Annotated in this window: 28 protein-coding genes; 27 read left to right on the top strand and 1 reads right to left on the bottom strand. The window is 71.2% G+C overall.

Going from position 1 to position 26,703, the window contains the following annotated elements:
• Positions 1-169: 169 nt before the first annotated feature.
• From rpsD to nusB, 16 genes are all read left to right on the top strand, one after another.
• Positions 170-781, top strand: a complete 612-nt coding sequence (rpsD, locus tag ACFY0O_RS29070; RefSeq protein WP_007263048.1) for a 30S ribosomal protein S4 — start codon at positions 170-172, stop codon at positions 779-781.
• Between the two features lie 191 nt (positions 782-972).
• Entirely contained in the window at positions 973-1,401 is a 429-nt protein-coding gene (locus tag ACFY0O_RS29065) for a DUF948 domain-containing protein (protein WP_388951940.1), read from the top strand.
• A gap of 8 nt (positions 1,402-1,409) precedes the next feature.
• Positions 1,410-1,763, top strand: a complete 354-nt coding sequence (locus ACFY0O_RS29060; protein WP_388951938.1) for a DUF6167 family protein — start codon at positions 1,410-1,412, stop codon at positions 1,761-1,763.
• Positions 1,763-4,432 carry an alanine--tRNA ligase gene (gene alaS / locus ACFY0O_RS29055; RefSeq protein ID WP_388951935.1) on the top strand — a complete coding sequence of 890 codons (2,670 nt, stop codon included), beginning with the start codon at positions 1,763-1,765 and terminating at the stop codon, positions 4,430-4,432. Before ACFY0O_RS29060 ends, alaS begins: the two co-directional genes overlap by 1 nt.
• Before the next feature lie 2 nt (positions 4,433-4,434).
• Positions 4,435-4,905 (top strand): Holliday junction resolvase RuvX, encoded by a 471-nt coding sequence (ruvX, locus tag ACFY0O_RS29050; RefSeq protein ID WP_344159378.1) that lies wholly within the window; start codon positions 4,435-4,437, stop codon positions 4,903-4,905.
• Between the two features lie 128 nt (positions 4,906-5,033).
• Positions 5,034-6,755, top strand: a complete 1,722-nt coding sequence (mltG, locus tag ACFY0O_RS29045) for an endolytic transglycosylase MltG (RefSeq protein WP_388951932.1) — start codon at positions 5,034-5,036, stop codon at positions 6,753-6,755.
• Between the two features lie 6 nt (positions 6,756-6,761).
• On the top strand, positions 6,762-7,586 hold the full coding sequence (locus tag ACFY0O_RS29040) for a shikimate dehydrogenase (protein WP_388951930.1): 825 nt from the start codon (positions 6,762-6,764) through the stop codon (positions 7,584-7,586).
• 37 nt (positions 7,587-7,623) lie between these two features.
• Positions 7,624-7,815 carry a hypothetical protein gene (locus tag ACFY0O_RS29035; protein ID WP_388951927.1) on the top strand — a complete coding sequence of 64 codons (192 nt, stop codon included), beginning with the start codon at positions 7,624-7,626 and terminating at the stop codon, positions 7,813-7,815.
• Positions 7,816-7,930: 115 nt separating this feature from the next.
• On the top strand, positions 7,931-9,115 hold the full coding sequence (aroC, locus tag ACFY0O_RS29030; protein WP_388951925.1) for a chorismate synthase: 1,185 nt from the start codon (positions 7,931-7,933) through the stop codon (positions 9,113-9,115).
• Positions 9,112-9,630, top strand: coding sequence for a shikimate kinase (locus ACFY0O_RS29025; RefSeq protein WP_388951922.1), 519 nt, complete (start codon positions 9,112-9,114; stop codon positions 9,628-9,630). Before aroC ends, ACFY0O_RS29025 begins: the two co-directional genes overlap by 4 nt.
• Positions 9,627-10,718: a 3-dehydroquinate synthase gene (gene aroB / locus ACFY0O_RS29020; protein WP_388951920.1), complete on the top strand. Its 1,092-nt coding sequence runs from the start codon at positions 9,627-9,629 to the stop codon at positions 10,716-10,718. Before ACFY0O_RS29025 ends, aroB begins: the two co-directional genes overlap by 4 nt.
• Positions 10,715-11,155: a type II 3-dehydroquinate dehydratase gene (aroQ, locus tag ACFY0O_RS29015; protein WP_045947843.1), complete on the top strand. Its 441-nt coding sequence runs from the start codon at positions 10,715-10,717 to the stop codon at positions 11,153-11,155. Before aroB ends, aroQ begins: the two co-directional genes overlap by 4 nt.
• A 46-nt stretch (positions 11,156-11,201) precedes the next feature.
• Positions 11,202-11,936, top strand: coding sequence for an AAA family ATPase (locus ACFY0O_RS29010; protein WP_388951917.1), 735 nt, complete (start codon positions 11,202-11,204; stop codon positions 11,934-11,936).
• An 81-nt stretch (positions 11,937-12,017) separates the two neighbouring features.
• On the top strand, positions 12,018-13,124 hold the full coding sequence (locus ACFY0O_RS29005; protein ID WP_388951914.1) for an aminopeptidase P family protein: 1,107 nt from the start codon (positions 12,018-12,020) through the stop codon (positions 13,122-13,124).
• 58 nt (positions 13,125-13,182) lie between these two features.
• Positions 13,183-13,749: an elongation factor P gene (efp, locus tag ACFY0O_RS29000; protein WP_358892772.1), complete on the top strand. Its 567-nt coding sequence runs from the start codon at positions 13,183-13,185 to the stop codon at positions 13,747-13,749.
• Between the two features lie 2 nt (positions 13,750-13,751).
• Positions 13,752-14,186 (top strand): transcription antitermination factor NusB, encoded by a 435-nt coding sequence (gene nusB / locus ACFY0O_RS28995; protein ID WP_358892771.1) that lies wholly within the window; start codon positions 13,752-13,754, stop codon positions 14,184-14,186.
• Between the two features lie 174 nt (positions 14,187-14,360).
• Here the strand turns inward: nusB and bldD are convergent, their stop codons facing one another.
• The gene (bldD, locus tag ACFY0O_RS28990; RefSeq protein WP_007263032.1) at positions 14,361-14,861 is read right to left on the bottom strand and encodes a transcriptional regulator BldD; all 501 of its coding nucleotides are present in this window, start codon (positions 14,859-14,861) and stop codon (positions 14,361-14,363) included.
• A 229-nt stretch (positions 14,862-15,090) separates the two neighbouring features.
• Here bldD and pyrR point away from each other — a divergent pair, with 229 nt between their 5' ends.
• From pyrR to rpoZ, 11 genes are all read left to right on the top strand, one after another.
• A complete protein-coding gene (gene pyrR, locus ACFY0O_RS28985; protein WP_358892770.1) occupies positions 15,091-15,678 on the top strand; it encodes a bifunctional pyr operon transcriptional regulator/uracil phosphoribosyltransferase PyrR in 588 nt (195 codons plus the stop codon).
• A gap of 109 nt (positions 15,679-15,787) precedes the next feature.
• Entirely contained in the window at positions 15,788-16,777 is a 990-nt protein-coding gene (locus tag ACFY0O_RS28980) for an aspartate carbamoyltransferase catalytic subunit (protein ID WP_388951909.1), read from the top strand.
• Positions 16,778-16,779: 2 nt separating this feature from the next.
• Positions 16,780-18,072 (top strand): dihydroorotase, encoded by a 1,293-nt coding sequence (locus ACFY0O_RS28975; RefSeq protein WP_388951907.1) that lies wholly within the window; start codon positions 16,780-16,782, stop codon positions 18,070-18,072.
• Positions 18,069-18,656 (top strand): hypothetical protein, encoded by a 588-nt coding sequence (locus tag ACFY0O_RS28970; RefSeq protein ID WP_388951905.1) that lies wholly within the window; start codon positions 18,069-18,071, stop codon positions 18,654-18,656. Before ACFY0O_RS28975 ends, ACFY0O_RS28970 begins: the two co-directional genes overlap by 4 nt.
• Positions 18,653-19,795: a glutamine-hydrolyzing carbamoyl-phosphate synthase small subunit gene (carA, locus tag ACFY0O_RS28965; RefSeq protein ID WP_388951902.1), complete on the top strand. Its 1,143-nt coding sequence runs from the start codon at positions 18,653-18,655 to the stop codon at positions 19,793-19,795. Before ACFY0O_RS28970 ends, carA begins: the two co-directional genes overlap by 4 nt.
• A complete protein-coding gene (carB, locus tag ACFY0O_RS28960) occupies positions 19,788-23,096 on the top strand; it encodes a carbamoyl-phosphate synthase large subunit (RefSeq protein ID WP_358892765.1) in 3,309 nt (1,102 codons plus the stop codon). Before carA ends, carB begins: the two co-directional genes overlap by 8 nt.
• 87 nt (positions 23,097-23,183) lie before the next feature.
• Complete coding sequence (locus tag ACFY0O_RS28955) at positions 23,184-24,293, top strand: quinone-dependent dihydroorotate dehydrogenase (RefSeq protein WP_388951899.1); 1,110 nt, start codon at positions 23,184-23,186, stop codon at positions 24,291-24,293.
• On the top strand, positions 24,290-25,141 hold the full coding sequence (gene pyrF, locus ACFY0O_RS28950; protein WP_388951897.1) for an orotidine-5'-phosphate decarboxylase: 852 nt from the start codon (positions 24,290-24,292) through the stop codon (positions 25,139-25,141). Before ACFY0O_RS28955 ends, pyrF begins: the two co-directional genes overlap by 4 nt.
• 293 nt (positions 25,142-25,434) lie before the next feature.
• Positions 25,435-25,758 carry an integration host factor gene (locus ACFY0O_RS28945; RefSeq protein ID WP_030234009.1) on the top strand — a complete coding sequence of 108 codons (324 nt, stop codon included), beginning with the start codon at positions 25,435-25,437 and terminating at the stop codon, positions 25,756-25,758.
• A gap of 61 nt (positions 25,759-25,819) precedes the next feature.
• Positions 25,820-26,383, top strand: coding sequence for a guanylate kinase (gene gmk / locus ACFY0O_RS28940; RefSeq protein WP_388951894.1), 564 nt, complete (start codon positions 25,820-25,822; stop codon positions 26,381-26,383).
• A 29-nt stretch (positions 26,384-26,412) separates the two neighbouring features.
• Positions 26,413-26,685, top strand: coding sequence for a DNA-directed RNA polymerase subunit omega (rpoZ, locus tag ACFY0O_RS28935; RefSeq protein WP_004948662.1), 273 nt, complete (start codon positions 26,413-26,415; stop codon positions 26,683-26,685).
• Positions 26,686-26,703 lie beyond the last annotated feature (18 nt).

The following is a 26,703-nucleotide window of genomic DNA, read 5'->3' as shown; positions in this document are numbered from 1 at the left end:
GCCTTCCCTGGGACGCGGCTGACCTTGTTCATCGTCGTCGAAAGCGGATTCCGTTTCGTTGGAACCCGAACTGCGATGCGCTCTGGGCAGGGGGATCCCATGTGGTCGAGACATTACGTCCTCCTCGCTAAGGTAAGCCTCACCTAACTTACATGGAGGTAGGTTCCCCGTGAACCAGAAGCGACCCAAGGTCAAGAAGTCTCGCGCCCTCGGCATCGCGCTGACGCCGAAGGCCGTCAAGTACTTCGAGGCCCGCCCCTACCCGCCGGGCGAGCACGGCCGTGGCCGCAAGCAGAACTCGGACTACAAGGTCCGTCTGCTCGAGAAGCAGCGTCTGCGCGCCCAGTACGACATCTCCGAGCGCCAGATGGCCCGCGCGTACGACCGCGCGAAGAAGGCCGAGGGCAAGACGGGCGAGGCGCTGGTCGTCGAGCTCGAGCGTCGTCTGGACGCCCTGGTCCTGCGTGCCGGCATCGCCCGCACCATCTACCAGGCCCGCCAGATGGTCGTCCACGGCCACATCGAGGTCAACGGTGGCAAGGTCGACAAGCCGTCGTTCCGCGTGCGTCCCGACGACGTCATCACGGTCCGCGAGCGCAGCCGCGAGAAGCACCCCTTCCAGGTCGCCCGCGAGGGTGGCTACGCCGGTGAGGGTGAGACCCCGCGTTACCTGCAGGTCAACCTGAAGGCCCTGGCCTTCCGCCTCGACCGCGACCCGAACCGCAAGGAAATCCCGGTCATCTGCGACGAGCAGCTCGTCGTCGAGTACTACGCCCGCTGATCCAGCGGCCGTAGCCACTCACAGGCTGGTCCGGCCCGCCGTCCCCTCCGGGGGGCGGCGGGCTTTGCCGTATCCCTCGGAGCCGCACCGGAATCCGGTACTGCGGCGGATCTCCGGCGCGATAGGGTCGGAGCAGACTCAACCAGCAGACTTAACCCGTCGGGTTTCCAGATTTCAGGAAGCGGTGCAACGTGTCCGGTGGAGAGGTGGCCGGGATCATCGTGGCCGTCTTCTGGGCCATCCTGGTCTCTTTCCTCGCGGTGGCGCTGGCCAGGCTCGCCCAGGTGCTCAGGGCCACCACCAAGCTCGTGGCCGAGGTCACCGAGCAGGCCGTCCCGCTGCTCGCGGACGCCTCGACGACCGTCCGCTCCGCGCGCACCCAGCTCGACCGGGTCGACGCCATCGCGAGCGACGTCCAGGAGGTCACCTCCAACGCCTCCGCGCTGTCCTCCACCGTCGCCTCCACCTTCGGCGGCCCCCTCGTCAAGGTCGCGGCCTTCGGCTACGGGGTCCGCAAGGCCATGGGCAGGACCGACCCCGGAACCGAGCGCACCCCCCGGCGCACCGTGATCGTCGGCCGTTCCGTGCCGGCTCCGCGGCGCCGCAAGCAGAAGGGCTGAGACCTCCGATGTTCCGCCGAGCCTTCTGGTTCACCGCCGGCGCCGCCGCCGGCGTCTGGGCCACCACCAAGGTCAACCGCCAGCTGAAGAAGCTGACGCCGGAGAGCCTCGCGGCCCAGGCGGCCGACAAGGCCGTCGAGGCGGGCCACCGCCTCAAGGACTTCGCCCTCGACGTCAAGGCGGGAATGACGCAGCGCGAGGACGAGCTGAACGACGCACTGGGCCTGACCCAGGACCCAGCCCGGCCCGACAACGTCACCGCCCTCCCCGGGCCGCGGCGGCTGCGGGCCATCGGCAACGACACGACCATCCACCGCCCGAACCACTCGGCGGTTACGTACAACCGGAATGAGGACCACTGATGGAGTCGGCTGAAATCCGCCGCCGCTGGCTGAGCTTCTTCGAGGAGCGCGGTCACACCGTTGTCCCTTCGGCGTCGCTCATCGCGGACGACCCGACTCTGCTGCTGGTCAACGCGGGCATGGTCCCGTTCAAGCCGTACTTCCTCGGTGAGACCAAGCCCCCCGCCCCCCGGGCCACCAGCGTGCAGAAGTGCGTCCGCACCCCGGACATCGAAGAGGTCGGCAAGACCACCCGCCACGGCACGTTCTTCCAGATGTGCGGCAACTTCTCCTTCGGGGACTACTTCAAGGAAGGCGCCATCAAGTACGCCTGGGAGCTGCTCACCAGCTCCGTGGCGGACGGCGGCTACGGCCTGGAGCCCGAGAAGCTCTGGATCACCGTCTACCTCGACGACGACGAGGCCGAGACGATCTGGCGTGAGAAGATCGGCGTCCCCGCCGAGCGCATCCAGCGCCTGGGCAAGAAGGACAACTTCTGGTCCATGGGCGTCCCGGGCCCCTGCGGTCCCTGCTCCGAGATCAACTACGACCGCGGCCCCGAGTTCGGCGTCGAGGGCGGCCCGGCCGTCAACGACGAGCGGTACGTGGAGATCTGGAACCTGGTCTTCATGCAGTACGAGCGCGGCGCCGGCGAGGGCAAGGAGGACTTCCCGATCCTCGGCGACCTGCCCTCCAAGAACATCGACACCGGCCTCGGCCTCGAACGCCTGGCGATGATCCTCCAGGGCGTACAGAACATGTACGAGACCGACACCCTGCGCGTGGTCATGGACAAGGCCACCGAGCTGACGGGCGTGCGCTACGGCGCCGCCAAGGACAGCGACGTGTCGATGCGCGTGGTGGCCGACCACATCCGCACCTCCGTCATGCTCATCGGCGACGGCGTCACCCCCGGCAACGAGGGCCGCGGCTACGTGCTGCGCCGCATCATGCGCCGCGCCATCCGCAACATGCGCCTCATGGGTGCCACGGGCCCCGTCGTCCAGGACCTGGTCGACGTGGTGATCAACACGATGGGCCAGCAGTACCCGGAGCTCGTCACCGACCGCAAGCGCATCGAGACCGTCGCGCTCGCCGAAGAGGCCGCCTTCCTCAAGGCCCTCAAGGGCGGCACCAACATCCTCGACACCGCCGTGACCGAGACCAAGGCCGCCGGCGGCACGGTCCTCTCCGGCGACAAGGCGTTCCTGCTCCACGACACCTGGGGCTTCCCGATCGACCTCACCCTGGAGATGGCCGCCGAACAGGGCCTCTCCGTGGACGAGACCGGCTTCCGCCGCCTGATGCAGGAGCAGCGCGACCGCGCCAAGGCCGACGCCAAGGCCAAGAAGACCGGCCACGCCGACGTCTCCGCCTACCGCGAGATCGCCGACGGCTCCGGCGCCACCGAGTTCACCGGCTACGCCACCAACCAGGGCGAGGCCACCATCGTCGGCCTCCTGGTCAACGGCGTCTCCGCGCCCGCCGCCTCCGAGGGCGACGAGGTCGAGGTCGTCCTCGACCGCACGCCCTTCTACGCCGAGGGCGGCGGCCAGCTCGCCGACCAGGGGCGGATCAAGCTCGACACCGGCGCCGTCATCGAGGTCCGCGACGTCCAGCAGCCCGTCCCGGGCGTCTCCGTCCACAAGGGCTCCGTCCAGGTCGGCGAGGTCACGGTCGGCGCCTCCGCGTACGCCGCGATCGACATCAAGCGCCGCCGGGCCATCGCCCGCGCCCACTCGGCCACCCACCTGACCCACCAGGCGCTGCGCGACGCCCTCGGCCCGACGGCCGCCCAGGCCGGCTCCGAGAACAGCCCCGGCCGCTTCCGCTTCGACTTCGGCTCCCCGAACGCCGTCCCCGGCACGGTGCTCACCGACGTCGAGCAGAAGATCAACGACGTGCTCTCCCGCGAGCTCGACGTCACCGCCGAGATCATGAGCATCGACGAGGCGAAGAAGCAGGGCGCCATCGCCGAGTTCGGCGAGAAGTACGGCGAGCGCGTGCGCGTCGTGACCATCGGCGACTTCTCCAAGGAGCTCTGCGGCGGCACGCACGTCGGCAACACCGCCCAGCTGGGCCTGGTGAAGCTGCTCGGCGAGTCCTCCATCGGCTCCGGCGTGCGCCGTGTCGAGGCCCTCGTCGGCGTGGACGCGTACAACTTCCTCGCCAAGGAGCACACGGTCGTCGCCCAGCTCCAGGAGCTGGTCAAGGGCCGTCCGGAGGAGCTCCCGGAGAAGATCGCCTCCATGCTCGGCAAGCTGAAGGACGCCGAGAAGGAGATCGAGAAGTTCCGCGCGGAGAAGGTCCTCCAGGCCGCCGCCGGCCTCGCCGCCGGCGCCCAGGACATCCGCGGCGTCGCCCTCGTCGTCGGCCAGGTGCCGGACGGCACGGGCGCCGACGACCTGCGCAAGCTGGTCCTCGACGTCCGCGGCCGCATCCCCGGCGACCGCCCGGCCGTCGTCGCGCTGTTCACCGTGGCGAACGACCGCCCGCTGACCGTCATCGCCACCAACGAGGCGGCCCGCGAGCGCGGCCTCAAGGCCGGTGACCTCGTCCGCACCGCCGCCAAGACCCTCGGCGGCGGCGGTGGCGGCAAGCCGGACGTGGCCCAGGGCGGCGGCCAGAACCCGGGCGCCGTGCCCGAGGCCATCGCCGCCGTCGAACGCCTCGTCGTCGAGACGGCCTGACGATGAGCCTGCGCCGCGGCCGCCGACTGGCCATCGACGTCGGAGACGCCCGGATCGGGGTCGCCTCGTGCGACCCCGACGGGGTGCTGGCGACACCGGTCGAGACCGTCCCGGGCCGGGACGTCCCGGCCGCCCACCGGCGGCTGCGGCAGCTCGTCGCGGAGTACGAGCCCCTCGAAGTCGTCGTCGGCCTCCCCCGCTCGCTCAGCGGGCGGGAGGGGCCGGCCGCGGCCAAGGTGCGTGCCTTCGCGAACGAACTGGCCAAGGGCATCAAGCCGGTGACGGTCCGCCTGGTGGACGAGCGGATGACCACGGTCACCGCCGCCCAGGGCCTGCGCGCCTCCGGGAAGAACGCGAAGAAGGGCAGGTCGGTCATCGACCAGGCCGCCGCTGTGGTCATCCTCCAGAACGCTCTTGAGACCGAACGGGTATCAGGTAATCCGCCTGGTGAGTGCGTCGAAGTGGTTGTCTGATCGCGGTACGGTAACGTTCCGCGCGATGAGACGGCATTCGAACAGCCGTCGCCCACCACTCAAGAGGCGGAACCGGGTACCGCGGCCGAGATGAGCCACGGACCACGTCTCGCGGCTCTAGGGGACCGATGACTGACTATGGCCGGGGCCACGGCTCCGAACCGTGGAACCCCCAGGACCCCCTCTACGGGGACCAGGGGTGGACCGCGCACCAGACGCAGCAGGGGCAGGTTCCCTACGGCGGTGACCCGCAGCAGTACCAGCACCCCCTGGACCCGCAGCACCAGGACCTGCAGTACCAGCAGCAGGCCCAGTTCCAGCAGGAGTACGCACAGCAGTACCAGCAGCAGCCGCAGTACGCCGATCAGCAGCAGCAGGCGTACGCCATGCAGCACGCCCAGGGCCAGCAGCTCCAGCAGCAGCCGTCGTACGACGGCCAGGGCCAGGCCCAGGGCTGGGACGGCGTCCACGAACAGCAGTACGTGGCCGCCGTCCAGACCGACCCCTACGCGGGCGCCGACCCGTACGCCCAGCAGTCCGCGACGGTCTACCCCGGCGAGGCCCCGGACCTCTACGCGACCCCCGAGGCCTTCCCGCCCCCGACGCCCCCCGGCCGCCGCCACCTGGAGCCGGATCCGGCCGAGGCGGAGGAGGAGCCGGAGGAGTCCCCGCTGCCCGTGGGCGGCGGCGCGGACGGCGACGAGCCGGTGCCCGGCGGCCGCCGGGCGGGCCGCGGCAAGGGCGGCAAGAAGAAGCAGAAGAAGCGCAGCGGCACGGCCTGCCTGGTCGCGGCCGTCGTGATCGCAGCCGTCGTCGGCGGTGGCGGCTACTACGGCTACGGCTACCTGAAGGACCGGTTCGGCGCGACCGAGGACTTCGCGGGCGAGGGCACGGACGAGACCGTCGACGTCGAGATCCCCAAGAACGCGGGCCTCGGCCAGATGGGCCGCATCCTCAAGGAAGCCGGTGTGGTCGCCAGCGCCCAGGCCTTCGTGGACGCCGCGAACGCCAACCCCAAGGGCAAGTCGATCCAGCCGGGCATCTACCCGCTGAAGAAGAAGATGTCGGGCACGGCCGCCGTCGCGCTGATGGTCGACCCGAGCAAGCTCGCGGTCATCACCATTCCCGAGGGCGCCCGCAACGCCGACGTCTACAAGATGATCGACAAGAAGCTCGGCAAACCGGACGGCACCACCCGCGAGATCGCCGCGCGCGAGTCCAAGAACCTCGGCCTGCCGGCCTGGGCCGCGAGCAACCCGAAGGTCATGGACCCGCTCGAGGGCTTCCTGTACCCGATGCGGTACGACCTCAAGAAGGACAGCACGCCCGAGTCCCTGCTCAAGCAGATGGTCAAGAACGCCTCCGACAAGTACGCGGAGCTGGGCGTCGAGGGCAAGGCCAAGGAGCTCAACCTGGAGAACCCGCTCCAGGTGATCACGGTCGCGAGCCTCGTCAACGCCGAGGGCAAGAACCACGACGACTTCCGCAAGATGGCCGAGGTGGTCTACAACCGCCTCAAGAAGACCAACGACGTCACGAACCAGAAGCTCCAGTTCGACTCGACGTACAACTACATCAAGGGCCAGAGCGAGATCAACTTCAACCTGAAGGAAGCCCAGGCCTTCGACCACCCGTACAACACCCACTTCGTCAAGGGCCTCCCGCCCGGCCCGATCGACAACCCGGGCCTGGACGCGCTGACCGCTACGCTCAACCCCGATCACGGCGGCTGGATGTTCTTCGTGTCGGTCGACGGCAACAAGACGACCTTCACGAAGACCTACGACGAGCACCTGAAGCTCGTCGCGGAGTTCCAGGAGCGTCAGGCGCAGAAGAAGAACGGCGGGTAGCAGGACATGTCACGGACACGGGCCGCGGTGCTGGGGTCTCCCATCGAGCACTCCCTCTCACCGGTACTCCACCGGGCGGCCTACCGGGAGCTCGGCCTGGACGACTGGTCCTACGACCGGTTCGAGATCGACGAGGCCGCGCTCCCGGGGTTCGTGGCCGGCCTCGGCCCCGAGTGGGCCGGGTTCTCCCTGACGATGCCGCTGAAGCGGGCGGTCATCCCGCTGCTGGACGAGATCAGCGACACCGCCGCCTCGGTGGAGGCGGTCAACACCCTCGTCGTCACGGCCGACGGCCGCCGCTTCGGCGACAACACCGACATCCCCGGCATAGTCGCGGCCCTGCGCGAGCGCGGGGTCGAGAAGGTCCCCGCCGCGGCGATCCTCGGCGCGGGCGCCACCGCCTCCTCGGCGCTGGCCGCCCTCGCCCGGGTCTGCACCGGCGAGATCACCGCGTACGTCCGCTCCGCCGCCCGCGCCGACGAGATGCGCGGCTGGGGCGAGCGGCTCGGCGTGGACGTCCGCACCGCCGACTGGTCGGCGGCCGCGCAGGCCCTGACGGCCCCGCTGGTCATCGCCACCACCCCGGCCGGCGCCACCGACGCACTGGCCGCCGCCGTCCCCGAGGCCCCGGGCGCCCTGTTCGACGTCCTCTACGACCCCTGGCCCACCGCCCTCGCCGCCGCCTGGACCGCCCGCGGCGGCACCCTGCTCGGCGGCCTCGACCTCCTCGTGCACCAGGCCGTGCTCCAGGTCGAGCTGATGACCGGCCGCACCCCGGGCCCGCTGGCGGCCATGCGGGCGGCGGGAGAGCGGGCGCTCGCGGCCCGTTAGGCTTCCCACCGGGAAGTCCGGGGTGAGGGGGGCGCGCGTGGACGCGGTCGGGACGGGCCAGGTACTGGCGTCCAAGGGGGACGCCGCCCACGGCGTCGTGATGTTCCTGAAGGTGATGGTCGGCAGTCTGCCCGCCTGGATGAAGTGGGTCATCGGCTCGCTGCTGGCCGTGGCCGCCCTCTGCGAGGGCTACCGGTGGTGGCGCGGACGTGAGACGGCCGTCCGATAGCTGGACCGGATCACGGAGGAACCCCCGGGACGTGGGAGGATTCGGGTACCGGCGGTACCGGGCCCGCGCACCCGGCCCGTCGTGGCAGTGCCCGGCGCGAGCATGAGGAGCATCGTTGAGCAGGTTGCGTTGGCTGACCGCAGGAGAGTCGCACGGACCGGCCCTGGTCGCGACGCTGGAGGGCCTTCCCGCCGGCGTACCGGTCACCACCGAGCTGGTGGCCGACCACCTGGCCCGCCGCCGCCTCGGTTATGGACGCGGTGCCCGGATGAAGTTCGAGCAGGACGAGATCACCTTCCTCGGCGGCGTCCGCCACGGCCTCTCCCAGGGCTCCCCGGTCGCCATCATGGTCGGCAACACCGAGTGGCCCAAGTGGGAGACGGTCATGTCGGCCGACCCCGTCGACCCCTCACTGCTCAAGGACACCGGCCGCAACGCGCCGCTGACCCGTCCGCGCCCCGGCCACGCCGACCTCGCGGGCATGCAGAAGTACGGCTTCGACGAGGCCCGGCCGATCCTGGAGCGCGCCAGCGCCCGTGAGACCGCCGCCCGCGTCGCCCTCGGCGCCGTCGCCCGCTCCTTCATCAAGGAGGTCGCCGGCATCGAGATCGTCTCGCACGTGGTGGAACTCGCCTCGGCCAAGGCCCCCTACGGCGTCTACCCGACCCCCGCCGACGTCGAGAAGCTCGACGCCGACCTGGTGCGCTGCCTCGACGCCGACGCGTCGAAGGCGATGGTCGCCGAGATCGACCAGGCCCACAAGGACGGCGACACCCTCGGCGGCGTCGTCGAGGTCCTCGCCTACGGCGTGCCCGTCGGCCTCGGCTCCCACGTCCACTGGGACCGCCGGCTCGACGCCCGCCTCGCCGCCGCGCTCATGGGCATCCAGGCCATCAAGGGCGTCGAGGTCGGCGACGGCTTCGAACTGGCCCGCGTGCCCGGCTCGCAGGCCCACGACGAGATCGTCTCCACCCCCGAGGGCCTCAAGCGCACCACCGGCCGCTCCGGCGGCACCGAGGGCGGCCTGACCACCGGTGAGCTGCTGCGCGTCCGCGCCGCGATGAAGCCCATCGCGACCGTGCCGCGCGCCCTCGCCACCGTCGACGTGGCCACGGGCGAGGCGACGGTGGCGCACCACCAGCGCTCCGACGTCTGCGCCGTGCCCGCCGCGGGCATCGTCGCCGAGGCCATGGTCGCCCTCGTGCTGGCCGACGCGGTCGTCGAGAAGTTCGGCGGCGACTCCGTCGCCGAGACCCGCCGCAACGTGCGGTCCTACCTCGACAACCTGCAGATCCGGTGACGGGCGGACCGCTCGTCGTCCTCGTCGGGCCCATGGGGTCCGGCAAGTCCACGGTGGGGGCGCTGCTCGCCGAGCGGCTCGGCGTCCCCTACCGGGACACGGACGCGGACATCGTCGCCGCCCAGGGCCGCGAGATCTCCGACATCTTCGTCGACGAGGGGGAGCCGTACTTCCGTGAGCTGGAGCGGGATGCGGTCGCCGCCGCCGTCGCCGGGCACACGGGCGTCCTCGCCCTCGGCGGCGGCGCCGTCCTCGACGCCGGTACCCGCGCCCTGCTGGCCGGCCTGCCCGTCGCCTACCTGTCGATGGACGTCGAGGAGGCCGTGCGCCGCGTCGGCCTCGGCGCGGCCCGCCCCCTGCTGGCCGTCAACCCGCGCCGGCAGTGGCGCGAGCTGATGGACGCCCGGCGCCCCCTGTACACCGAAGTCGCGCGCGTCGTGGTGGCCACGGACGAACGCACCCCCGAAGAGGTCGCCCAGGCGGTCCTCGACGCTCTGGAGTTGAAGGACGTATGACAGACCAGGTGACGCGGATCCACGTCGGAGCCACCGCCGGAACCGACGCGTACGACGTGCTGGTCGGCCGGCAGCTGCTCGGCGAGCTCGGCGGCCTCATCGGGACGAAGGCCCAGCGGGTCGCCGTGATCCACCCCGAGGCGCTCGCCGAGACCGGCGAGGCCCTGCGCGCGGACCTCGCCGACCAGGGCTACGAGGCCGTCGCCATCCAGGTGCCCAACGCCGAGGAGGCCAAGACCGTCGAGGTGGCGGCCTACTGCTGGAAGGCGCTCGGCCAGTCCAACTTCACCCGCACCGACGTGATCGTCGGCGTGGGCGGCGGCGCCACCACCGACCTGGCGGGCTTCGTCGCGGCCTCCTGGCTGCGCGGGGTGCGCTGGATCGCGGTCCCGACCACCGTCCTGGGGATGGTGGACGCGGCCGTCGGCGGCAAGACCGGCATCAACACCGCCGAGGGCAAGAACCTCGTCGGCGCCTTCCACCCGCCGGCGGGCGTGCTCTGCGACCTGGCGGCGCTGGAGTCGCTGCCGGTCAACGACTACGTCAGCGGCCTCGCCGAGATCATCAAGGCCGGTTTCATCTCCGACCCGGTGATCCTCGACCTGATCGAGGAGGACCCGGCGGCGGCCCGGACGCCCGCCGGCCCCCACACGGCCGAGCTGATCGTCCGCTCCATCCAGGTCAAGGCCGACGTGGTCTCCAGCGACCTCAAGGAGTCGGGCCTGCGGGAGATCCTCAACTACGGCCACACCCTCGCGCACGCCATCGAGAAGAACGAGCGCTACAAGTGGCGCCACGGCGCGGCCGTCTCCGTCGGCATGGTCTTCGCCGCCGAACTCGGCCGCCTCGCCGGACGCCTGGACGACGCCACGGCCGACCGCCACCGCTCCGTCCTCGCCTCCGTCGGGCTGCCGCTGACCTACCGCGGCGACCAGTGGCCCAAGCTCCTCCAGACCATGCAGGTCGACAAGAAGTCCCGCGGCAACCTGCTGCGCTTCATCGTCCTCGACGGACTGGGCAAGCCGACCGTGCTGGAGGGCCCCGACCCGGCCCACCTGATCGCCGCGTACGGCGAGGTGTCGGCGTGAGCCGCCCCGTCCTGGTGCTGAACGGCCCGAACCTGGGCCGGCTCGGCTCCCGCGAGCCCGACGTGTACGGGGCCACCTCGTACGCCGGGCTCGTCGAGAGCTGCCGCACCCTGGGCGCCGAGCTCGGCTTCGACGTCGAGGTCCGCGAGACCAACGACGAGGGCGAGCTCGTGCGCTGGCTGCACGAGGCGGCGGACGGCAAGATCCCGGTCGTGATCAACCCGGGCGCCTTCACGCACTACTCGTACGCCATGCGGGACGCGGCCGCGCAGCGCACCGCCCCGCTGATCGAGGTGCACATCTCCAACCCCTACGCCCGGGAGGAGTTCCGGCACACCTCGGTCATCGCGGCCGTGGCGACCGGCACCGTCGCGGGCTTCGGCCTGGGCTCCTACCGGCTGGCGCTGCGCGCGCTGGCCGAAGAGGTCACGGGCTGAGATAACGTTCTCGCATCAGTCGCCTGAACGAGACGGAGTGGCGCGGATGCAGCACGGAGTGGGGGGCTGGGGCCCGCCGGGACAGCACCCGGCACCGCCCCCGCCACCCCCGATACCCCCCGCGCAGGGCTGGCCGGCGCCCCCGGTGCCCGAGGCGACCGGGCACATCCCGCTGCCCCCCGCCGCACCCGCGCCGGCCGCTCCCCCCACCGGGGGGACGGGCGGCGCCACGCTCGCCGTGCTGCTCATCGGCCCGGCGGGCGCCGGCAAGACCACCGTGGCCCGGCACTGGGCGGCGACCCGCCCGGTGCCGACCGCCCACATCAGCCTGGACGACGTCCGCGAATGGGTCCGCTCGGGCTTCGCGGACCCGCAGGCCGGTTGGAACGACCACTCCGAGGCCCAGTACCGCCTCGCCCGCCGCACCTGCGGCTTCGCCGCCCGCAACTTCCTGGCCAACGGCATCTCCTGCATCCTGGACGACGCCGTCTTCCCGGACCGGCCCGTGGTCGGGCTCGGCGGCTGGAAGCGCCACGTCGGGCCGGCCCTGCTGCCCGTCGTCCTGCTCCCGGGCCTGGAGATCGTCCTGGAGCGCAACGCGGCCCGTTCCGGCAACCGGCGGCTGTCCGACGAGGAAGTCGCCCGCATCCACGGCCGGATGGCCGGCTGGTACGGCTCCGGGCTGCCGATCATCGACAACTCCCACCTCGACGTGGAAGCCACCGCCCGCGCCCTGGACGAGGCCCTCGCGCGGGCCCTGGCGAGCCCTCCCCGCTGGTAGGGGCGGCGGGGCGGCCCGGAGGCGGCCCGTCCGGACGCGCTCGCCGGGCCGGATGCGCGGGGCGCTCGTAGGCTCGAAGACATGTCAGACGTGTACGCGGCCCGCAGGGGCCTGCTCCGCGAGCGCTGCGCCGCCGCGGGCAACTCCGCCGCCCTGATCACGCGTCCGGCGAACGTCCGCTACCTCGCCGGGGCGTCCCCGCTGGGCGCCGTCCTGCTGGTCGGGCCCGCCGACGACGAACTGTTCTGCGCCGCCGCCCCCACCGGCGAGGCCGACGAGGGGCGCCTGGACGAGCGGCTGACGCTCAGCCTGCTGGGCGGCCCCGGGGCCGATCCGGCGGTGGCCGCGGCCGACCGTGCCGCCGCCGTACGGGCGGACACCCTCGCCGTCGAGGAGCACCACCTCACCGTCGCCCGGCACCGCGCCGTCGGCTCCGTCGCGCCCCGGCTGCGGCTGACCGACCTGGGCACCGCCGTCGAACAGCAGCGGCTGGTCAAGGACGAGGAGGAGATCGCCTGCCTGCGCATCGCCGCCGAGATCGCGGACCAGGCCCTCGGGGAGCTGCTGGAGTCGATCCTGGTCGGCCGCACCGAACGCCACCTGGCCCTGGAGCTGGAACGCCGCCTCGTCGACCACGGGGCCGACGGCCCGGCCTTCCCCACCTCCGTCGGCACCGGCCCGCACTCCGGCCGCTCCCGGCACCGGCCCTCGGACCGGCGGGTGGAGGAGGGCGACTTCCTCTCCGTCTGCCTCGGCGCGAACTACCGGGGCTACCGCTGCGAGATCGGCCGCACCTTCGTGATCGGCACCACGCCGGCCGACTGGCAGATCGAGCTGTACGACCTCGTGTTCGCCGCGCAGCGGGCCGGCCGGGAGGCGCTGCTGCCCGGCGCCGCCTACCGCGAAGTGGACCATGCGGCCCGGTCCGTGCTGGACTCGGCGGGGCACGGCGAAGCGCTCGCGGGGTGCATGGGACACGGGGTCGGCCTCGAAATCGACGAGGACCCGCAGCTTGCACCTACGGCAATGGGTAAACTGGACGCTTGCGTGCCGGTCACCGTCGAACCGGGGGTTCACCTCCCCGGCCGGGGAGGTGTCCGGATCGATGACACGCTCGTCGTACGCCCCGAGGCGGACGGCGGTCCCGAGCTACTCACCATTACGACCAAGGAGCTGCTCGCACTGTAGTCCGCTGTGCGGACCGTGTGCGCCTCCCCGGTCTTCCAGTGCAGGAGATTCCGCAACCGTGGCTTCCACGAACGACCTCAAGAACGGCATGGTGCTCAAGCTCGACGGTGACCAGCTCTGGTCCGTCGTCGAGTTCCAGCACGTCAAGCCCGGCAAGGGCCCGGCCTTCGTGCGCACCAAGCTCAAGCACGTGCTCTCCGGCAAGGTCGTCGACAAGACCTTCAACGCCGGCACGAAGGTCGACACCGCCACGATCGACCGCCGTGACATGCAGTTCTCGTACATGGACGGCGAGTACTTCGTCTTCATGGACATGCAGACCTACGACCAGCTGATGGTCGACCGCAAGGCCGTCGGCGACGCCGCCAACTTCCTCATCGAGGGCTTCACCGCCTCCGTGGCCCAGCACGAGGGCGAGGTGCTCTACGTCGAGCTCCCGGCCGCCGTCGAGCTGACCATCGAGCACACCGACCCGGGTGTCCAGGGCGACCGCTCCACCGGCGGCACCAAGCCCGCCAAGCTGGAGACCGGCCACGAGATCCAGGTCCCGCTCTTCGTCACCACCGGCGAGAAGATCAAGGTCGACACCCGCACCAGCGCCTACCTCGGCCGGGTGAACAGCTAACCGTGGCTGCCCGGAGCAATGCGCGCAAGCGCGCCTTCCAGATCCTCTTCGAGGCCGACCAGCGCGACGTCCCCGTGCGCGAGGTCCTCGGGGACTGGATCCGGCACGCGAACGCGGACGACCGGCAGCCGCCGGTCAACGCCTTCACGATGGACCTCGTAGAGGGCTACGCCGAGAAGGTGAACCGCATCGACGACCTGATCGTCACCTACGCCGTGGACTGGGAGCTCGACCGCATGCCGGTCGCCGACCGGAACATCCTGCGGCTGGGCGCCTACGAGCTGATCTGGGTCGACGAGACCCCGGACGCCGTGGCGATCGACGAGGCGGTGCAGCTGGCGAAGGAGTTCTCCACGGACGACTCGCCGGCGTTCGTCAACGGCCTGCTGGCCCGCTTCAAGGACCTCAAGCCCAGCCTGCGCCGCGGCGAGGGCTGACGCGCACCGCGCACCACGGAAGGGCCCGCGACGTCCGCGTCGCGGGCCCTTCCGTATCCGCCCCCGCCCGCCCGGGCGGCAGGTGCGGGTGAACGAGAAACCGGCGGGTGCCGGGACCCGTGGGGGCCCCGGCACCCGCCGGTACGTTTCTGCTGGTGGCCGACCGGCCGGGGACTAGATGTCCTCGTGGGCCACGGCGCGGCGCGCGTCGGCGTCCAGGACGCCCCAGCTGATCAGCTGCTCGGTCAGGACCGAGGGGGACTGGTCGTAGATGACGGCCAGGGTGCGCAGGTCGTCCTGGCGGATCGACAGCACCTTGCCGTTGTAGTCGCCGCGCTGGCTCTGGATGGTCGCGGCGTAACGCTGGAGCGGGCCGGCCTTCTCGGCGGGCACGCCCGCCAGGCGCTCCAGGTCGAGGCGCAGCTTCGGCGGCGGCTCGGCGGCTCCGCCGGGGGTCGTGCCCGGGAGCAGCTCCTGGACCGGAACCCCGTAGAAGTCCGCCAGCTCGGCGAGGCGCTGGACGGTCACGGCGCGGTCCCCGCGCTCGTACGAACCGACCACCACGGCCTTCCAACGGCCCTGGGACTTCTCCTCGACACCGTGGAGGGAGAGGCCCTGCTGGGTGCGGATGGCGCGGAGCTTGGCCCCGAGCTGTTTGGCGTATTCGCTGGACATAACGCTCCCGGACGCTGTGACGTGCGGCTCCGCCGCGCGGCTGGTAACTCACTGTGAGGTTACGCAGCGTTACGTGGATGCGTCAAGCCGAATGGTCACCGACGCCTTCGTACGAGGGGGAGCGCCCGGTCCCCGTGCGCGGTCGGCCGCCCGGTCCTGGTACCGTGGACGGCGTACATCAGACGTCCTTTAAGGTCCGTCCCGTGAGGCGGAGAAGGAGGTCCTTTTCATGGACAGCCAGGTTTCCCAGGTCTCTCCCGATGAAGCGATGCGCCCCGTGCTGGAGGCACAGGACATCGCCCGGGTCCTGACCCGTATCGCCCACGAGATCGTCGAACGCGCCAAGGGCGCCGACGACGTGGTGCTCCTCGGCATCCCCACCCGCGGTGTGTTCCTCGCCCGCCGGCTGGCCGCCAAGCTCGACGAGATCACGGGGACGAAGACCCCGGTCGGCTCCCTCGACATCACCATGTACCGCGACGACCTGCGGATGAAGCCCGCCCGCGCCATCGGCCGCACCGAGATCCCCGGTGACGACATCGACGGCCGTCTCGTGGTCCTCGTCGACGACGTCCTCTTCTCCGGCCGCACCATCCGTGCCGCCCTCGACGCGCTCGGCGACCTCGGCCGCCCCCGCGCCGTCCAGCTCGCGGTCCTCGTCGACCGCGGCCACCGTGAACTTCCGATCCGCGCCGACTACGTGGGCAAGAACCTGCCCACGTCGCTGCGGGAGACCGTCAAGGTCCAGCTCCAGGAGGAGGACGGCCGCGACGCCGTGCTGCTCGGCCAGCGGACCGTCCAGGCAGCAGCGCAGTAGCCCACCGCGGGTACGGGACCTCCTGGCGGGGTCCGTGCCCGGGCCTGCCCTGCCCGCACCACCGTCAGCCCCGTCTGCCTGCCCTCCTCCCGACTCACGGAGCACCCAGATGAAGCGCCACCTCATCTCGGCCGCCGACCTCACGCGCGACGACGCCGTCCTGATCCTCGACACCGCCGAGGAGATGGCCCGCGTCGCCGACCGGCCGATAAAGAAGCTGCCCACCCTGCGCGGCCGCACGATCTGCAACCTGTTCTTCGAGGACTCGACCCGTACCCGGATCTCCTTCGAAGCCGCCGAGAAGCGCCTCTCCGCCGACGTCATCAACTTCGCCGCGAAGGGCTCCAGCGTCTCCAAGGGCGAGTCCCTCAAGGACACCGCCCAGACCCTGGAGGCCATGGGCGTCGACGCGGTCGTCATCCGCCACCACGCCTCCGGCGCCCCCTACCGGCTCGCCAACTCCGGCTGGATCGACGCCCCGGTGATCAACGCCGGCGACGGCACCCACCAGCACCCCACCCAGGCCCTGCTCGACGCCTTCACCATGCGCCGCCGCCTGGTCGGCCGCGACGCCGGTCTCGGCAAGGGCCTCGACGGCCGCCGGATCACCCTCGTCGGCGACGTCCTGCACAGCCGCGTGGCCCGCTCCAACGTGGACCTGCTGCACACCCTCGGCGCCGAGGTCACCCTGGTGGCCCCGCCCACCCTGGTGCCGGTCGGAGTCGAGAACTGGCCCTGCGAGGTCTCGTACGGCCTGGACGAGGTGCTGCCGAAGTCCGACGCGGTGATGATGCTGCGTGTGCAGCGCGAGCGGATGAACGCCGCCTTCTTCCCGACCGAGCGCGAGTACTCGCGCCGCTACGGCCTGGACGCCGCGCGCATGGCCAAGATGCCCGAGCACGCCATCGTGATGCACCCCGGGCCCATGGTCCGCGGCATGGAGATCACCGCCGAGGTCGCCGACTCCGACCGCTGCACGGTCGTCGAGCAGGTCGCCAACGGCGTCTCGATCCGCATGGCCGTCCTGTACCTGCTGCTCGGAGGCTCCGAGCCCGCCGTCACCACCAGCACCGCCGCCCGTACCGAGGAGACCAAGTAACCATGAGCAAGACCCTTATCCGCGGTGCGCAGGTCCTCGGCGGCGAGGCCCAGGACGTCCTGATCGACGGCGAGACCATCGCGGAGGTCGGCACCGGCCTGTCCGCCGACGGCGTCGACACCGTCATCGAGGCCGCCGGCCAGGTCCTCCTCCCGGGCCTCGTCGACCTCCACACCCACCTGCGCGAGCCCGGCCGCGAGGACTCCGAGACCGTCCTGACCGGCACCCGCGCCGCCGCCTCCGGCGGCTACACCGCCGTCTTCGCGATGGCCAACACCTTCCCGGTCGCCGACACCGCCGGCGTGGTCGAGCAGGTCTGGCGCCTGGGCAAGGAGTCCGGCTACTGCGACGTGCAGCCCATCGGCGCCGTCACCGTCGGCCTGGAGGGCAAGAAGCTCTCCGAGCTGGGCGCCATGCACGAGTCCGCGGCCCGCGTCACCGTCTTCTCCGACGACGGCAAGTGCGTGGACGACGCCGTGATCATGCGCCGCGCCCTGGAGTACGTGAAGGCCTTCGGCGGCGTCGTCGCCCAGCACGCCCAGGAGCCCCGCCTCACCGAGGGCGCCCAGATGAACGAGGGCACCGTCTCCGCGGAGCTGGGCCTGGGCGGCTGGCCGGCCGTCGCCGAGGAGTCGATCATCGCCCGCGACGTCCTCCTCGCCGAGCACGTCGGCTCCCGCGTGCACATCTGCCACCTCTCCACCGCCGGCTCCGTCGAGATCGTCCGCTGGGCCAAGTCCCGCGGCATCGACGTCACCGCCGAGGTCACCCCGCACCACCTGCTCCTCACCGACGAGCTGGTGCGCTCGTACAACCCGGTCTACAAGGTCAACCCGCCGCTGCGCACCGAGCGCGACGTGATGGCCCTGCGCGAGGCGCTCGCCGACGGCACGATCGACATCGTCGCCACCGACCACGCCCCGCACCCGCACGAGGACAAGGACTGCGAGTGGGCCGCCGCCGCCATGGGCATGGTGGGCCTGGAGACCGCGCTCTCCGTCGTCCAGCAGACGATGGTGGAGACCGGGATGCTGGACTGGGCCGGCGTCGCCGAGCGCATGTCCTTCGCCCCCGCCCGCATCGGCGGCCTGTCCCACCAGCACGGCCGGCCCGTCTCGGCAGGTGAACCCGCGAACCTGACCTTGGTCGATACCTCGTACCGTGGTCCCGTGGACCCCGCACACTTCGCCTCCCGCAGCCGCAACACGCCCTACGAGGGCCGCGAGCTGCCGGGGCGCGTCACCCACACCTTCCTGCGGGGCCGCGCAACGGTCGTGGACGGGAAACTCGCGTGACACCTGCAGTGATCCAACTGGCCGCCGAGGTCGCCGAGCGACAGTCGGCGGAGGTGACGGACTGGGGCGCCCGCATCGCATGGGTGGTCGGTCTGCTCGTCTTCATCGCCTTCGTCTACTGGCTGATGCGGCAGGGCTGGAAATGGCGCGGCGCCCTGCAGAACGACCTGCCGGAGCTGCCCGCCGCCCCCGGCGGCCTCCCCGAGCACCGGCTGGCCCTGACCGGCCGGTACCACGGGTCCACCACCGCCGGGCAGTGGCTCGACCGGATCGTCGCCCACGGCCTGGGAGTGCGCAGCCGCGTGGAGCTCACCCTCACCGACGTGGGGCTCGACGTGGTCCGTCCGGGTGCCACCGACTTCTTCGTACCGGCCTCGCAGCTGCGCGGCGCCCGCCTCGACAAGGGAATCGCGGGCAAGGTACTCACCGAGGGCGGTCTGCTCGTCGTCACCTGGGCGCACGGGGACAAGCTGATCGACTCCGGATTCCGCTCCGACCGCGCGGCCGAGCACGCCGCCTGGGTCGAGGCGATCAACTCCATGAACACGAACACATCCATCACGACGGAAGGCGCCGAACGATGACGACCTCCACCAGGGGAGCAGCCAAAGCTCCCGCCGTACTCGTCCTGGAGGACGGCCGTATCTTCCGCGGCCGCGCCTACGGCGCAGTGGGGGAGACCTTCGGCGAGGCCGTGTTCTCCACCGGCATGACCGGCTACCAGGAGACCCTCACCGACCCGTCGTACCACCGGCAGGTCGTCGTGATGACCGCCCCCCACGTGGGCAACACCGGCGTCAACGACGAGGACCCCGAGTCCTCCCGCATCTGGGTCTCCGGCTACGTCGTGCGCGACCCCGCGCGCGTCCCGTCCAACTGGCGCTCGCAGCGCTCGCTGGACGAGGAGCTCGTCAAGCAGGGCGTCGTCGGCATCAGCGGCATCGACACCCGGGCGCTCACCCGCCACCTGCGCGAGAGCGGCGCCATGCGCGTCGGCATCTTCTCCGGCGAGGCCATCGCCGATGACGCGGCCCTGCTGGCGAAGGTCCAGGCACAGCCGCAGATGAAGGGCGCGAACCTCTCCGCCGAGGTCGCCACCAAGGAGGCGTACGTCGTCCCCGCGATCGGCGAGAAGCGCTTCACCGTCGCCGCCGTCGACCTCGGCATCAAGGGCATGACCCCGCACCGGATGGCCGAGCGCGGCATCGAGGTCCACGTGCTGCCCGCCACCGCCACCGTCGAGGACGTGTACGCGGTCGACCCGGACGGCGTGTTCTTCTCCAACGGCCCGGGCGACCCGGCCACCGCCGACGGCCCCGTCGCCGTCATGCGGGGCGTCCTGGAGCGCAAGACCCCGCTCTTCGGCATCTGCTTCGGCAACCAGATCCTGGGCCGCGCGCTCGGCTTCGGCACCTACAAGCTGAAGTACGGCCACCGCGGCATCAACCAGCCCGTCCAGGACCGCACCACCGGCAAGGTCGAGGTCACCGCGCACAACCACGGCTTCGCCGTCGACGCGCCCCTCGACCAGGTGTCCGAGACCCCCTTCGGCCGCGCCGAGGTCTCCCACGTCTGCCTGAACGACAACGTCGTCGAAGGCCTCCAGCTGCTCGACCAGCCGGCCTTCAGCGTCCAGTACCACCCCGAAGCGGCCGCCGGCCCGCACGATGCCGCGTACCTCTTCGACCGCTTCGTCAGCCTTATGGAGGCCGAGCGTGCCTAAGCGCACCGATATCCAGTCCGTCCTGGTCATCGGCTCCGGCCCGATCGTCATCGGCCAGGCCGCCGAGTTCGACTACTCCGGCACCCAGGCCTGCCGCATCCTCAAGGCCGAGGGCCTGCGGGTCATCCTGGTGAACTCCAACCCCGCGACGATCATGACCGACCCGGAGATCGCCGACGCCACGTACGTCGAGCCGATCACCCCCGAGTTCGTCGAGAAGATCATCGCCAAGGAGCGCCCCGACGCGCTCCTGCCCACCCTCGGCGGCCAGACGGCCCTCAACACCGCCATCTCCATGCACGAGCAGGGCGTGCTGGAGAAGTACGGCGTCGAGCTCATCGGCGCCAACGTCGAGGCCATCAACAAGGGCGAGGACCGCGACCTCTTCAAGGGCGTCGTCGAGGCCGTCAAGGCCAAGATCGGCCACGGCGAGTCCGCCCGCTCGGTCATCTGCCACTCGATGGACGACGTCATCAAGGGCGTCGACACCCTCGGCGGCTACCCCGTCGTCGTGCGCCCCTCCTTCACCATGGGCGGCGCCGGCTCCGGCTTCGCCCACGACGAGGACGAGCTGCGCCGCATCGCCGGCCAGGGCCTCACGCTCTCCCCGACCACCGAGGTGCTCCTGGAGGAGTCCATCCTCGGCTGGAAGGAGTACGAGCTGGAGCTGATGCGCGACACCAAGGACAACGTGGTCGTCGTCTGCTCCATCGAGAACTTCGACCCGATGGGCGTCCACACGGGCGACTCCATCACCGTCGCCCCGGCGATGACCCTCACCGACCGCGAGTACCAGCGGCTGCGCGACATCGGCATCGCGATCATCCGCGAGGTCGGCGTCGACACCGGCGGCTGCAACATCCAGTTCGCGATCAACCCGGACGACGGCCGCGTCATCGTCATCGAGATGAACCCGCGCGTCTCCCGCTCCTCGGCGCTCGCCTCGAAGGCCACCGGCTTCCCGATCGCCAAGATCGCCGCCAAGCTGGCCATCGGCTACACGCTGGACGAGGTCCCCAACGACATCACCGAGAAGACCCCGGCCTCCTTCGAGCCGACCCTCGACTACGTCGTCGTCAAGGCCCCGCGCTTCGCCTTCGAGAAGTTCCCGGCCGCCGACGCCACCCTCACCACCACCATGAAGTCGGTGGGCGAGGCCATGGCCATCGGCCGCAACTTCACCGAGGCCCTCCAGAAGGCCCTGCGCTCCCTGGAGAAGAAGGGCTCGCAGTTCACCTTCGTCGGCGAGCCCGGTGACAAGGACGAGCTGCTGCGCGTCGCGGTCCGCCCGACCGACGGCCGCATCAACACCGTCATGCAGGCCATCCGCGCCGGCGCCACCCAGGAGGAGGTGTTCGAGTCCACGAAGATCGACCCGTGGTTCGTCGACCAGCTCTTCCTGATCAAGGAGATCGCCGACGAGCTCGCCTCCGTCGAGAAGCTGGAGCCCGAGCTCCTCGCCGAGGCCAAGCGCCACGGCTTCTCCGACGCCCAGATCGCCGAGATCCGCGGCCTGCGCGAGGACGTCGTCCGCGAGGTCCGCCACGCCCTGGGCGTGCGCCCGGTCTACAAGACGGTCGACACCTGCGCCGCCGAGTTCGCCGCGAAGACCCCGTACTTCTACTCGTCCTACGACGAGGAGTCCGAGGTCGCCCCGCGCACCAAGCCCGCGGTGATCATCCTGGGCTCCGGCCCGAACCGCATCGGCCAGGGCATCGAGTTCGACTACTCCTGCGTCCACGCCTCCTTCGCGCTCAGCGAGGCCGGCTACGAGACCGTGATGGTCAACTGCAACCCCGAGACCGTCTCGACGGACTACGACACCTCCGACCGCCTGTACTTCGAGCCGCTGACGCTCGAAGACGTGCTGGAGATCGTCCACGCCGAGTCGCTGGCCGGCCCCATCGCCGGCGTCGTCGTCCAGCTCGGCGGCCAGACCCCCCTGGGTCTCGCCCAGGCGCTCAAGGACAACGGCGTCCCGGTCGTCGGCACCTCGCCCGAGGCCATCCACGCCGCCGAGGACCGCGGCGCCTTCGGCCGGGTCCTGGCCGAGGCCGGCCTGCCCGCCCCCAAGCACGGCACCGCCACCACCTTCGCGGGCGCGAAGGCGATCGCCGACGAGATCGGCTACCCGGTCCTCGTCCGCCCGTCCTACGTGCTCGGCGGCCGCGGCATGGAGATCGTCTACGACGAGACCCGCCTGGAGTCGTACATCGCGGAGTCGACCGAGATCTCCCCGACCCGCCCCGTGCTGGTCGACCGGTTCCTCGACGACGCCATCGAGATCGACGTGGACGCCCTCTACGACGGCGAGGAGCTCTACCTCGGCGGCGTCATGGAGCACATCGAGGAAGCCGGCATCCACTCCGGCGACTCGGCCTGCGCCCTGCCCCCGATCACCCTCGGCGGCTACGACATCAAGCGCCTGCGCGCCTCCACCGAGGCCATCGCCAAGGGCGTCGGCGTCCGCGGCCTGATCAACATCCAGTTCGCGATGGCGGGCGACATCCTCTACGTCCTGGAGGCCAACCCGCGCGCCTCCCGGACCGTGCCCTTCACCTCGAAGGCCACCGCCGTCCCGCTCGCGAAGGCCGCCGCCCGCATCTCGCTCGGCGCCACCATCGCCGAGCTGCGCGCCGAGGGCATGCTCCCCAAGGAGGGCGACGGCGGCACCCTGCCCCTGGACGCGCCGATCTCCGTCAAGGAGGCCGTCATGCCGTGGTCGCGCTTCCGCGACATCCACGGCCGCGGCGTCGACACCGTCCTCGGCCCGGAGATGCGCTCCACCGGCGAGGTCATGGGCATCGACTCGGTCTTCGGCACGGCGTACGCCAAGTCGCAGGCCGGCGCCTACGGCCCGCTGCCCACCAAGGGCCGCGCCTTCATCTCCGTCGCCAACCGCGACAAGCGCTCGATGATCTTCCCGGCGCGCGAGCTGGTCGCCCACGGCTTCGAGCTGATGGCCACCTCCGGCACCGCCGAGGTGCTGCGCCGCAACGGCATCAACGCCACCATCGTGCGCAAGCTCAGCGAGGGCGAGGGCCCGAACGGCGAGAAGACGATCGTCCAGCTCATCCACGACGGCCAGGTCGACCTGATCGTCAACACCCCGTACGGCACCGGCGGCCGCCTCGACGGCTACGAGATCCGTACGGCGGCCGTGGCGCGCGGCGTCCCGTGCCTGACGACGGTCCAGGCGCTCGCCGCCGCCGTCCAGGGCATCGACGCGCTCGGCCGCGGCGAGGTCGGCGTCCGCTCCCTCCAGGAGCACGCGGAGCACCTGAACGCCTCCCGCGACTAGCAGCCCGTGAGCGAGAGGGGGACACCGGACGCGCGATCCGCGCCGGGTGTCCCCCTCTTCGTGAGCGCAGAAGGGACTTTTCGGACGATGTACAAGCTGTTCTTCAACCTGGTCTTCAAGCAGATGGACCCCGAGCGGGCCCACTACACGGCCTTCCGGTGGATCCGCCTCGCCGCCCGCACCCCGGTCCTGCGCACCTTCGTGGCGGCGGCCCTGGCCCCCCGCTACGAGGAGCTGCGCACCGAGGCCCTGGGCCTGCGCATGCACGGCCCCTTCGGGCTCGCGGCCGGCTTCGACAAGAACGCCGTCGCCATCGACGGCATGGCCATGCTCGGCTTCGACCACGTCGAGATCGGCACGGTCACCGGCCAGGCGCAGCCCGGCAACCCCAAGAAGCGGCTCTTCCGCCTGGTCCCCGACCGCGCGCTGATCAACCGCATGGGCTTCAACAACGAGGGCTCCGAGGCCGTCGCGGCCCGCCTGGCGGCCCGCAACCCGGTCTTCAGGACCGTGGTCGGCGTCAACATCGGCAAGACCAAGGTGGTCCCGGAGGCCGAGGCCGCCGCCGACTACGTGGTCTCCACCGAGCGCCTCGCCCGCCACGCCGACTACCTCGTCGTCAACGTCTCCTCGCCCAACACCCCGGGCCTGCGCAACCTCCAGGCAACGGAATCCCTGCGCCCGCTGCTCACCGCCGTGCGCGAGGCCGCCGACCGCTCGGTCGCCGGCCGCCGCGTCCCGCTGCTGGTCAAGATCGCCCCGGACCTGGCCGACGAGGACGTGGACGCCGTCGCCGACCTGGCCCTGGAGCTGGGCCTGGACGGCATCATCGCCACCAACACCACCATCGCCCGCGAGGGCCTGGGCCTGAAGTCCGACCCGGCCCTGGTCAAGGAGACCGGCGGACTGTCCGGCGCCCCCGTCAAGGAGCGCTCCCTGGAGGTCCTGCGCCGCCTGTACGCCCGCGTGGGCGACCGGATCACCCTGGTCGGCGTCGGGGGCATCGAGAACGCCGAGGACGCCTGGCAGCGGATCCTGGCGGGCGCCACCCTGATCCAGGGCTACAGCGCCTTCATCTACGAGGGCCCGTTCTACGCCCGCGCCATCCACAAGGGCCTCGCCGCACGCCTGGCCGCCAGCCCGTACGCGACCCTGGCCGAGGCCGTGGGCGCCGAGACCCGAAAGGCCGCCCAGTGACCTCCCAGACCCCTGTGACCCCCTTCGGCGCCCGTCTGCGCGCCGCCATGGACGCGCGCGGCCCCCTGTGCGTCGGCATCGACCCGCACGCCGCCCTGCTGGACTCCTGGGGCCTGGCGGACGACATCGCGGGCCTGGAGCGGTTCTCCCGCACCGTCGTGGAGGCCCTCGCCGACTCGGTGGCGGTCTTCAAGCCGCAGGCCGCCTTCTTCGAGCGGTTCGGCTCGCGGGGCGTGGCGGTGCTGGAGCGGACCGTGGCCGACGCCCGCGCGGCCGGGACCCTGGTGGTCATGGACGCCAAGCGCGGCGACATCGGCTCCACGATGGCCGCGTACGCCTCCGCCTTCCTCGACCCTTCCTCCCCGCTGTTCTCGGACGCGCTGACCGTCTCCCCGTACCTGGGCTACGGCTCGCTGAAGCCGGCCGTGGACCTGGCGCGCGAGTCCGGCGCCGGTCTGTTCGTGCTGGCGCTGACCTCCAACCCGGAGGGCGCCGAGGTCCAGCGGGCGGTGCGCGAGGACGGCCGTTCCATCGGGGCGACCATGCTGGCGCACCTGGCGGCGGAGAACTCCGGGGCGGAGCCGATGGGCTCCTTCGGTGCGGTGGTCGGCGCCACCCTGGGCGACCTGTCCTCCTTCGACCTGGACATCAACGGCCCCCTGCTGGCCCCCGGCATCGGCGCCCAGGGCGCGACCGCGGCCGACCTCCCGGCGGTCTTCGGCGCGGCCGTGGGCAACGTGGTCCCGAACGTCTCTCGAGGCGTCCTCAAGCACGGGCCGGACACCGCCGCCCTGCGGGCCTCCGCGAAGCGGTTCGCGGACGAGATCCGCGAGGCCGTGGCGGTCTGAGCGGAGGGGTCGCGGACCGGCGCGGAGCGCCCACCGGGCACGGGCTGACGAAAATCGAACGTCTTTCCCCGGACAAAACCGGGGTGTTTTGCCCGTGATGTACGGTTCAGTGGAGGCTGACCAGGACTTTTCGTCCGTTCTCGCTGACTGGAGCGGCCTTGGCCGCTAGTCTCCGACCAGAGTGAACGCGCAGCGAACGAGTTCCACCGCTGTTCGGGAGCTCGCCCGGCGTGGTGCCCGAGGGCTCCCCGCCGGTCCGTATCCGACAGTTCGACATCCGAGGTGACGTAGGCGTGGCTCTTCCGCCCCTTACCCCTGAACAGCGCGCAGCAGCGCTCGAAAAGGCCGCCGCGGCTCGCCGGGAGCGGGCCGAGGTGAAGAATCGACTCAAGCACTCCGGCGCCTCCCTCCACGACGTCATCAAGACGGGCCAGGAGAACGACGTCATCGGCAAGATGAAGGTCTCCGCCCTTCTCGAGTCGCTGCCCGGCGTCGGCAAGGTCCGCGCCAAGCAGATCATGGAGCGCCTCGGCATCTCCGAGTCCCGGCGTGTCCGAGGTCTCGGCTCCAACCAGATCGCCTCTCTGGAGCGTGAGTTCGGCGGTAGCGGCGCCTGAGGCGCCGCCCGGAGTTCTCCCGGCGTTCTCAGGCAGTCCCGAGAACCTGGATAATCGCTCTATGGCAGCAGAGGTTCGTCCGCGGCTGACCGTGCTCTCCGGCCCCTCGGGGGTCGGCAAGAGCACGGTCGTCGCGCATATGCGCAAGGTCCACCCCGAGGTGTGGCTCTCGGTGTCGGCCACCACCCGCAAGCCGCGGCCCGGTGAGCGACACGGAGTCCACTACTTCTTCGTCAACGACGACGAGTTCGACAAGCTGATCGCCAATGGCGAGCTGCTGGAGTGGGCCGAGTTCGCGGGCAACCGCTACGGCACACCGCGCGGCGCGGTACTGGAACGCCTCGACAACGGCGAACCGGTCCTGCTGGAGATCGACCTCCAGGGCGCCCGGCTCGTCCGCGAGTCGATGCCGGAGGCCCAGCTGGTCTTCCTGGCCCCGCCGAGCTGGGAGGAGCTGGTCCGCCGGCTCACCGGCCGGGGCACCGAGTCGCCCGAGGTCATCGAGCGGCGCCTCGGCGCCGCCAAGGTCGAACTCGCCGCCGAGGCGGAGTTCGACACCACCCTGGTCAACACCTCCGTCGAGGACGTGGCACGTGAGCTGCTAGCCTTGATGGAAGTCGTCTGACTTTTCTATACATCTTCGGAAGGTAGAGCGTGTCCTCTTCCATCACCGCGCCCGAGGGCATCATCAACCCGCCGATCGACGAGCTGCTCGAGGCCACTGACTCGAAGTACAGCCTCGTGATCTACGCGGCCAAGCGTGCGCGTCAGATCAACGCGTACTACTCGCAGCTCGGTGAAGGCCTGCTGGAGTACGTCGGCCCGCTCGTGGACACCCACGTCCACGAGAAGCCGCTCTCGATCGCCCTGCGCGAGATCAACGCGGGTCTGCTGACCTCCGAGGCCATCGAGGCCCCGGCCCAGTAAGGCCGCGACATCGCACAC

Origin of the sequence: Streptomyces sp. NPDC001594 (assembly GCF_042893675.1) — a bacterium.
GTDB lineage: Bacteria > Actinomycetota > Actinomycetes > Streptomycetales > Streptomycetaceae > Streptomyces.
Note: the sequence above shows the minus strand (reverse complement) of the source record. Positions and strands in the feature narration are given on the sequence as shown.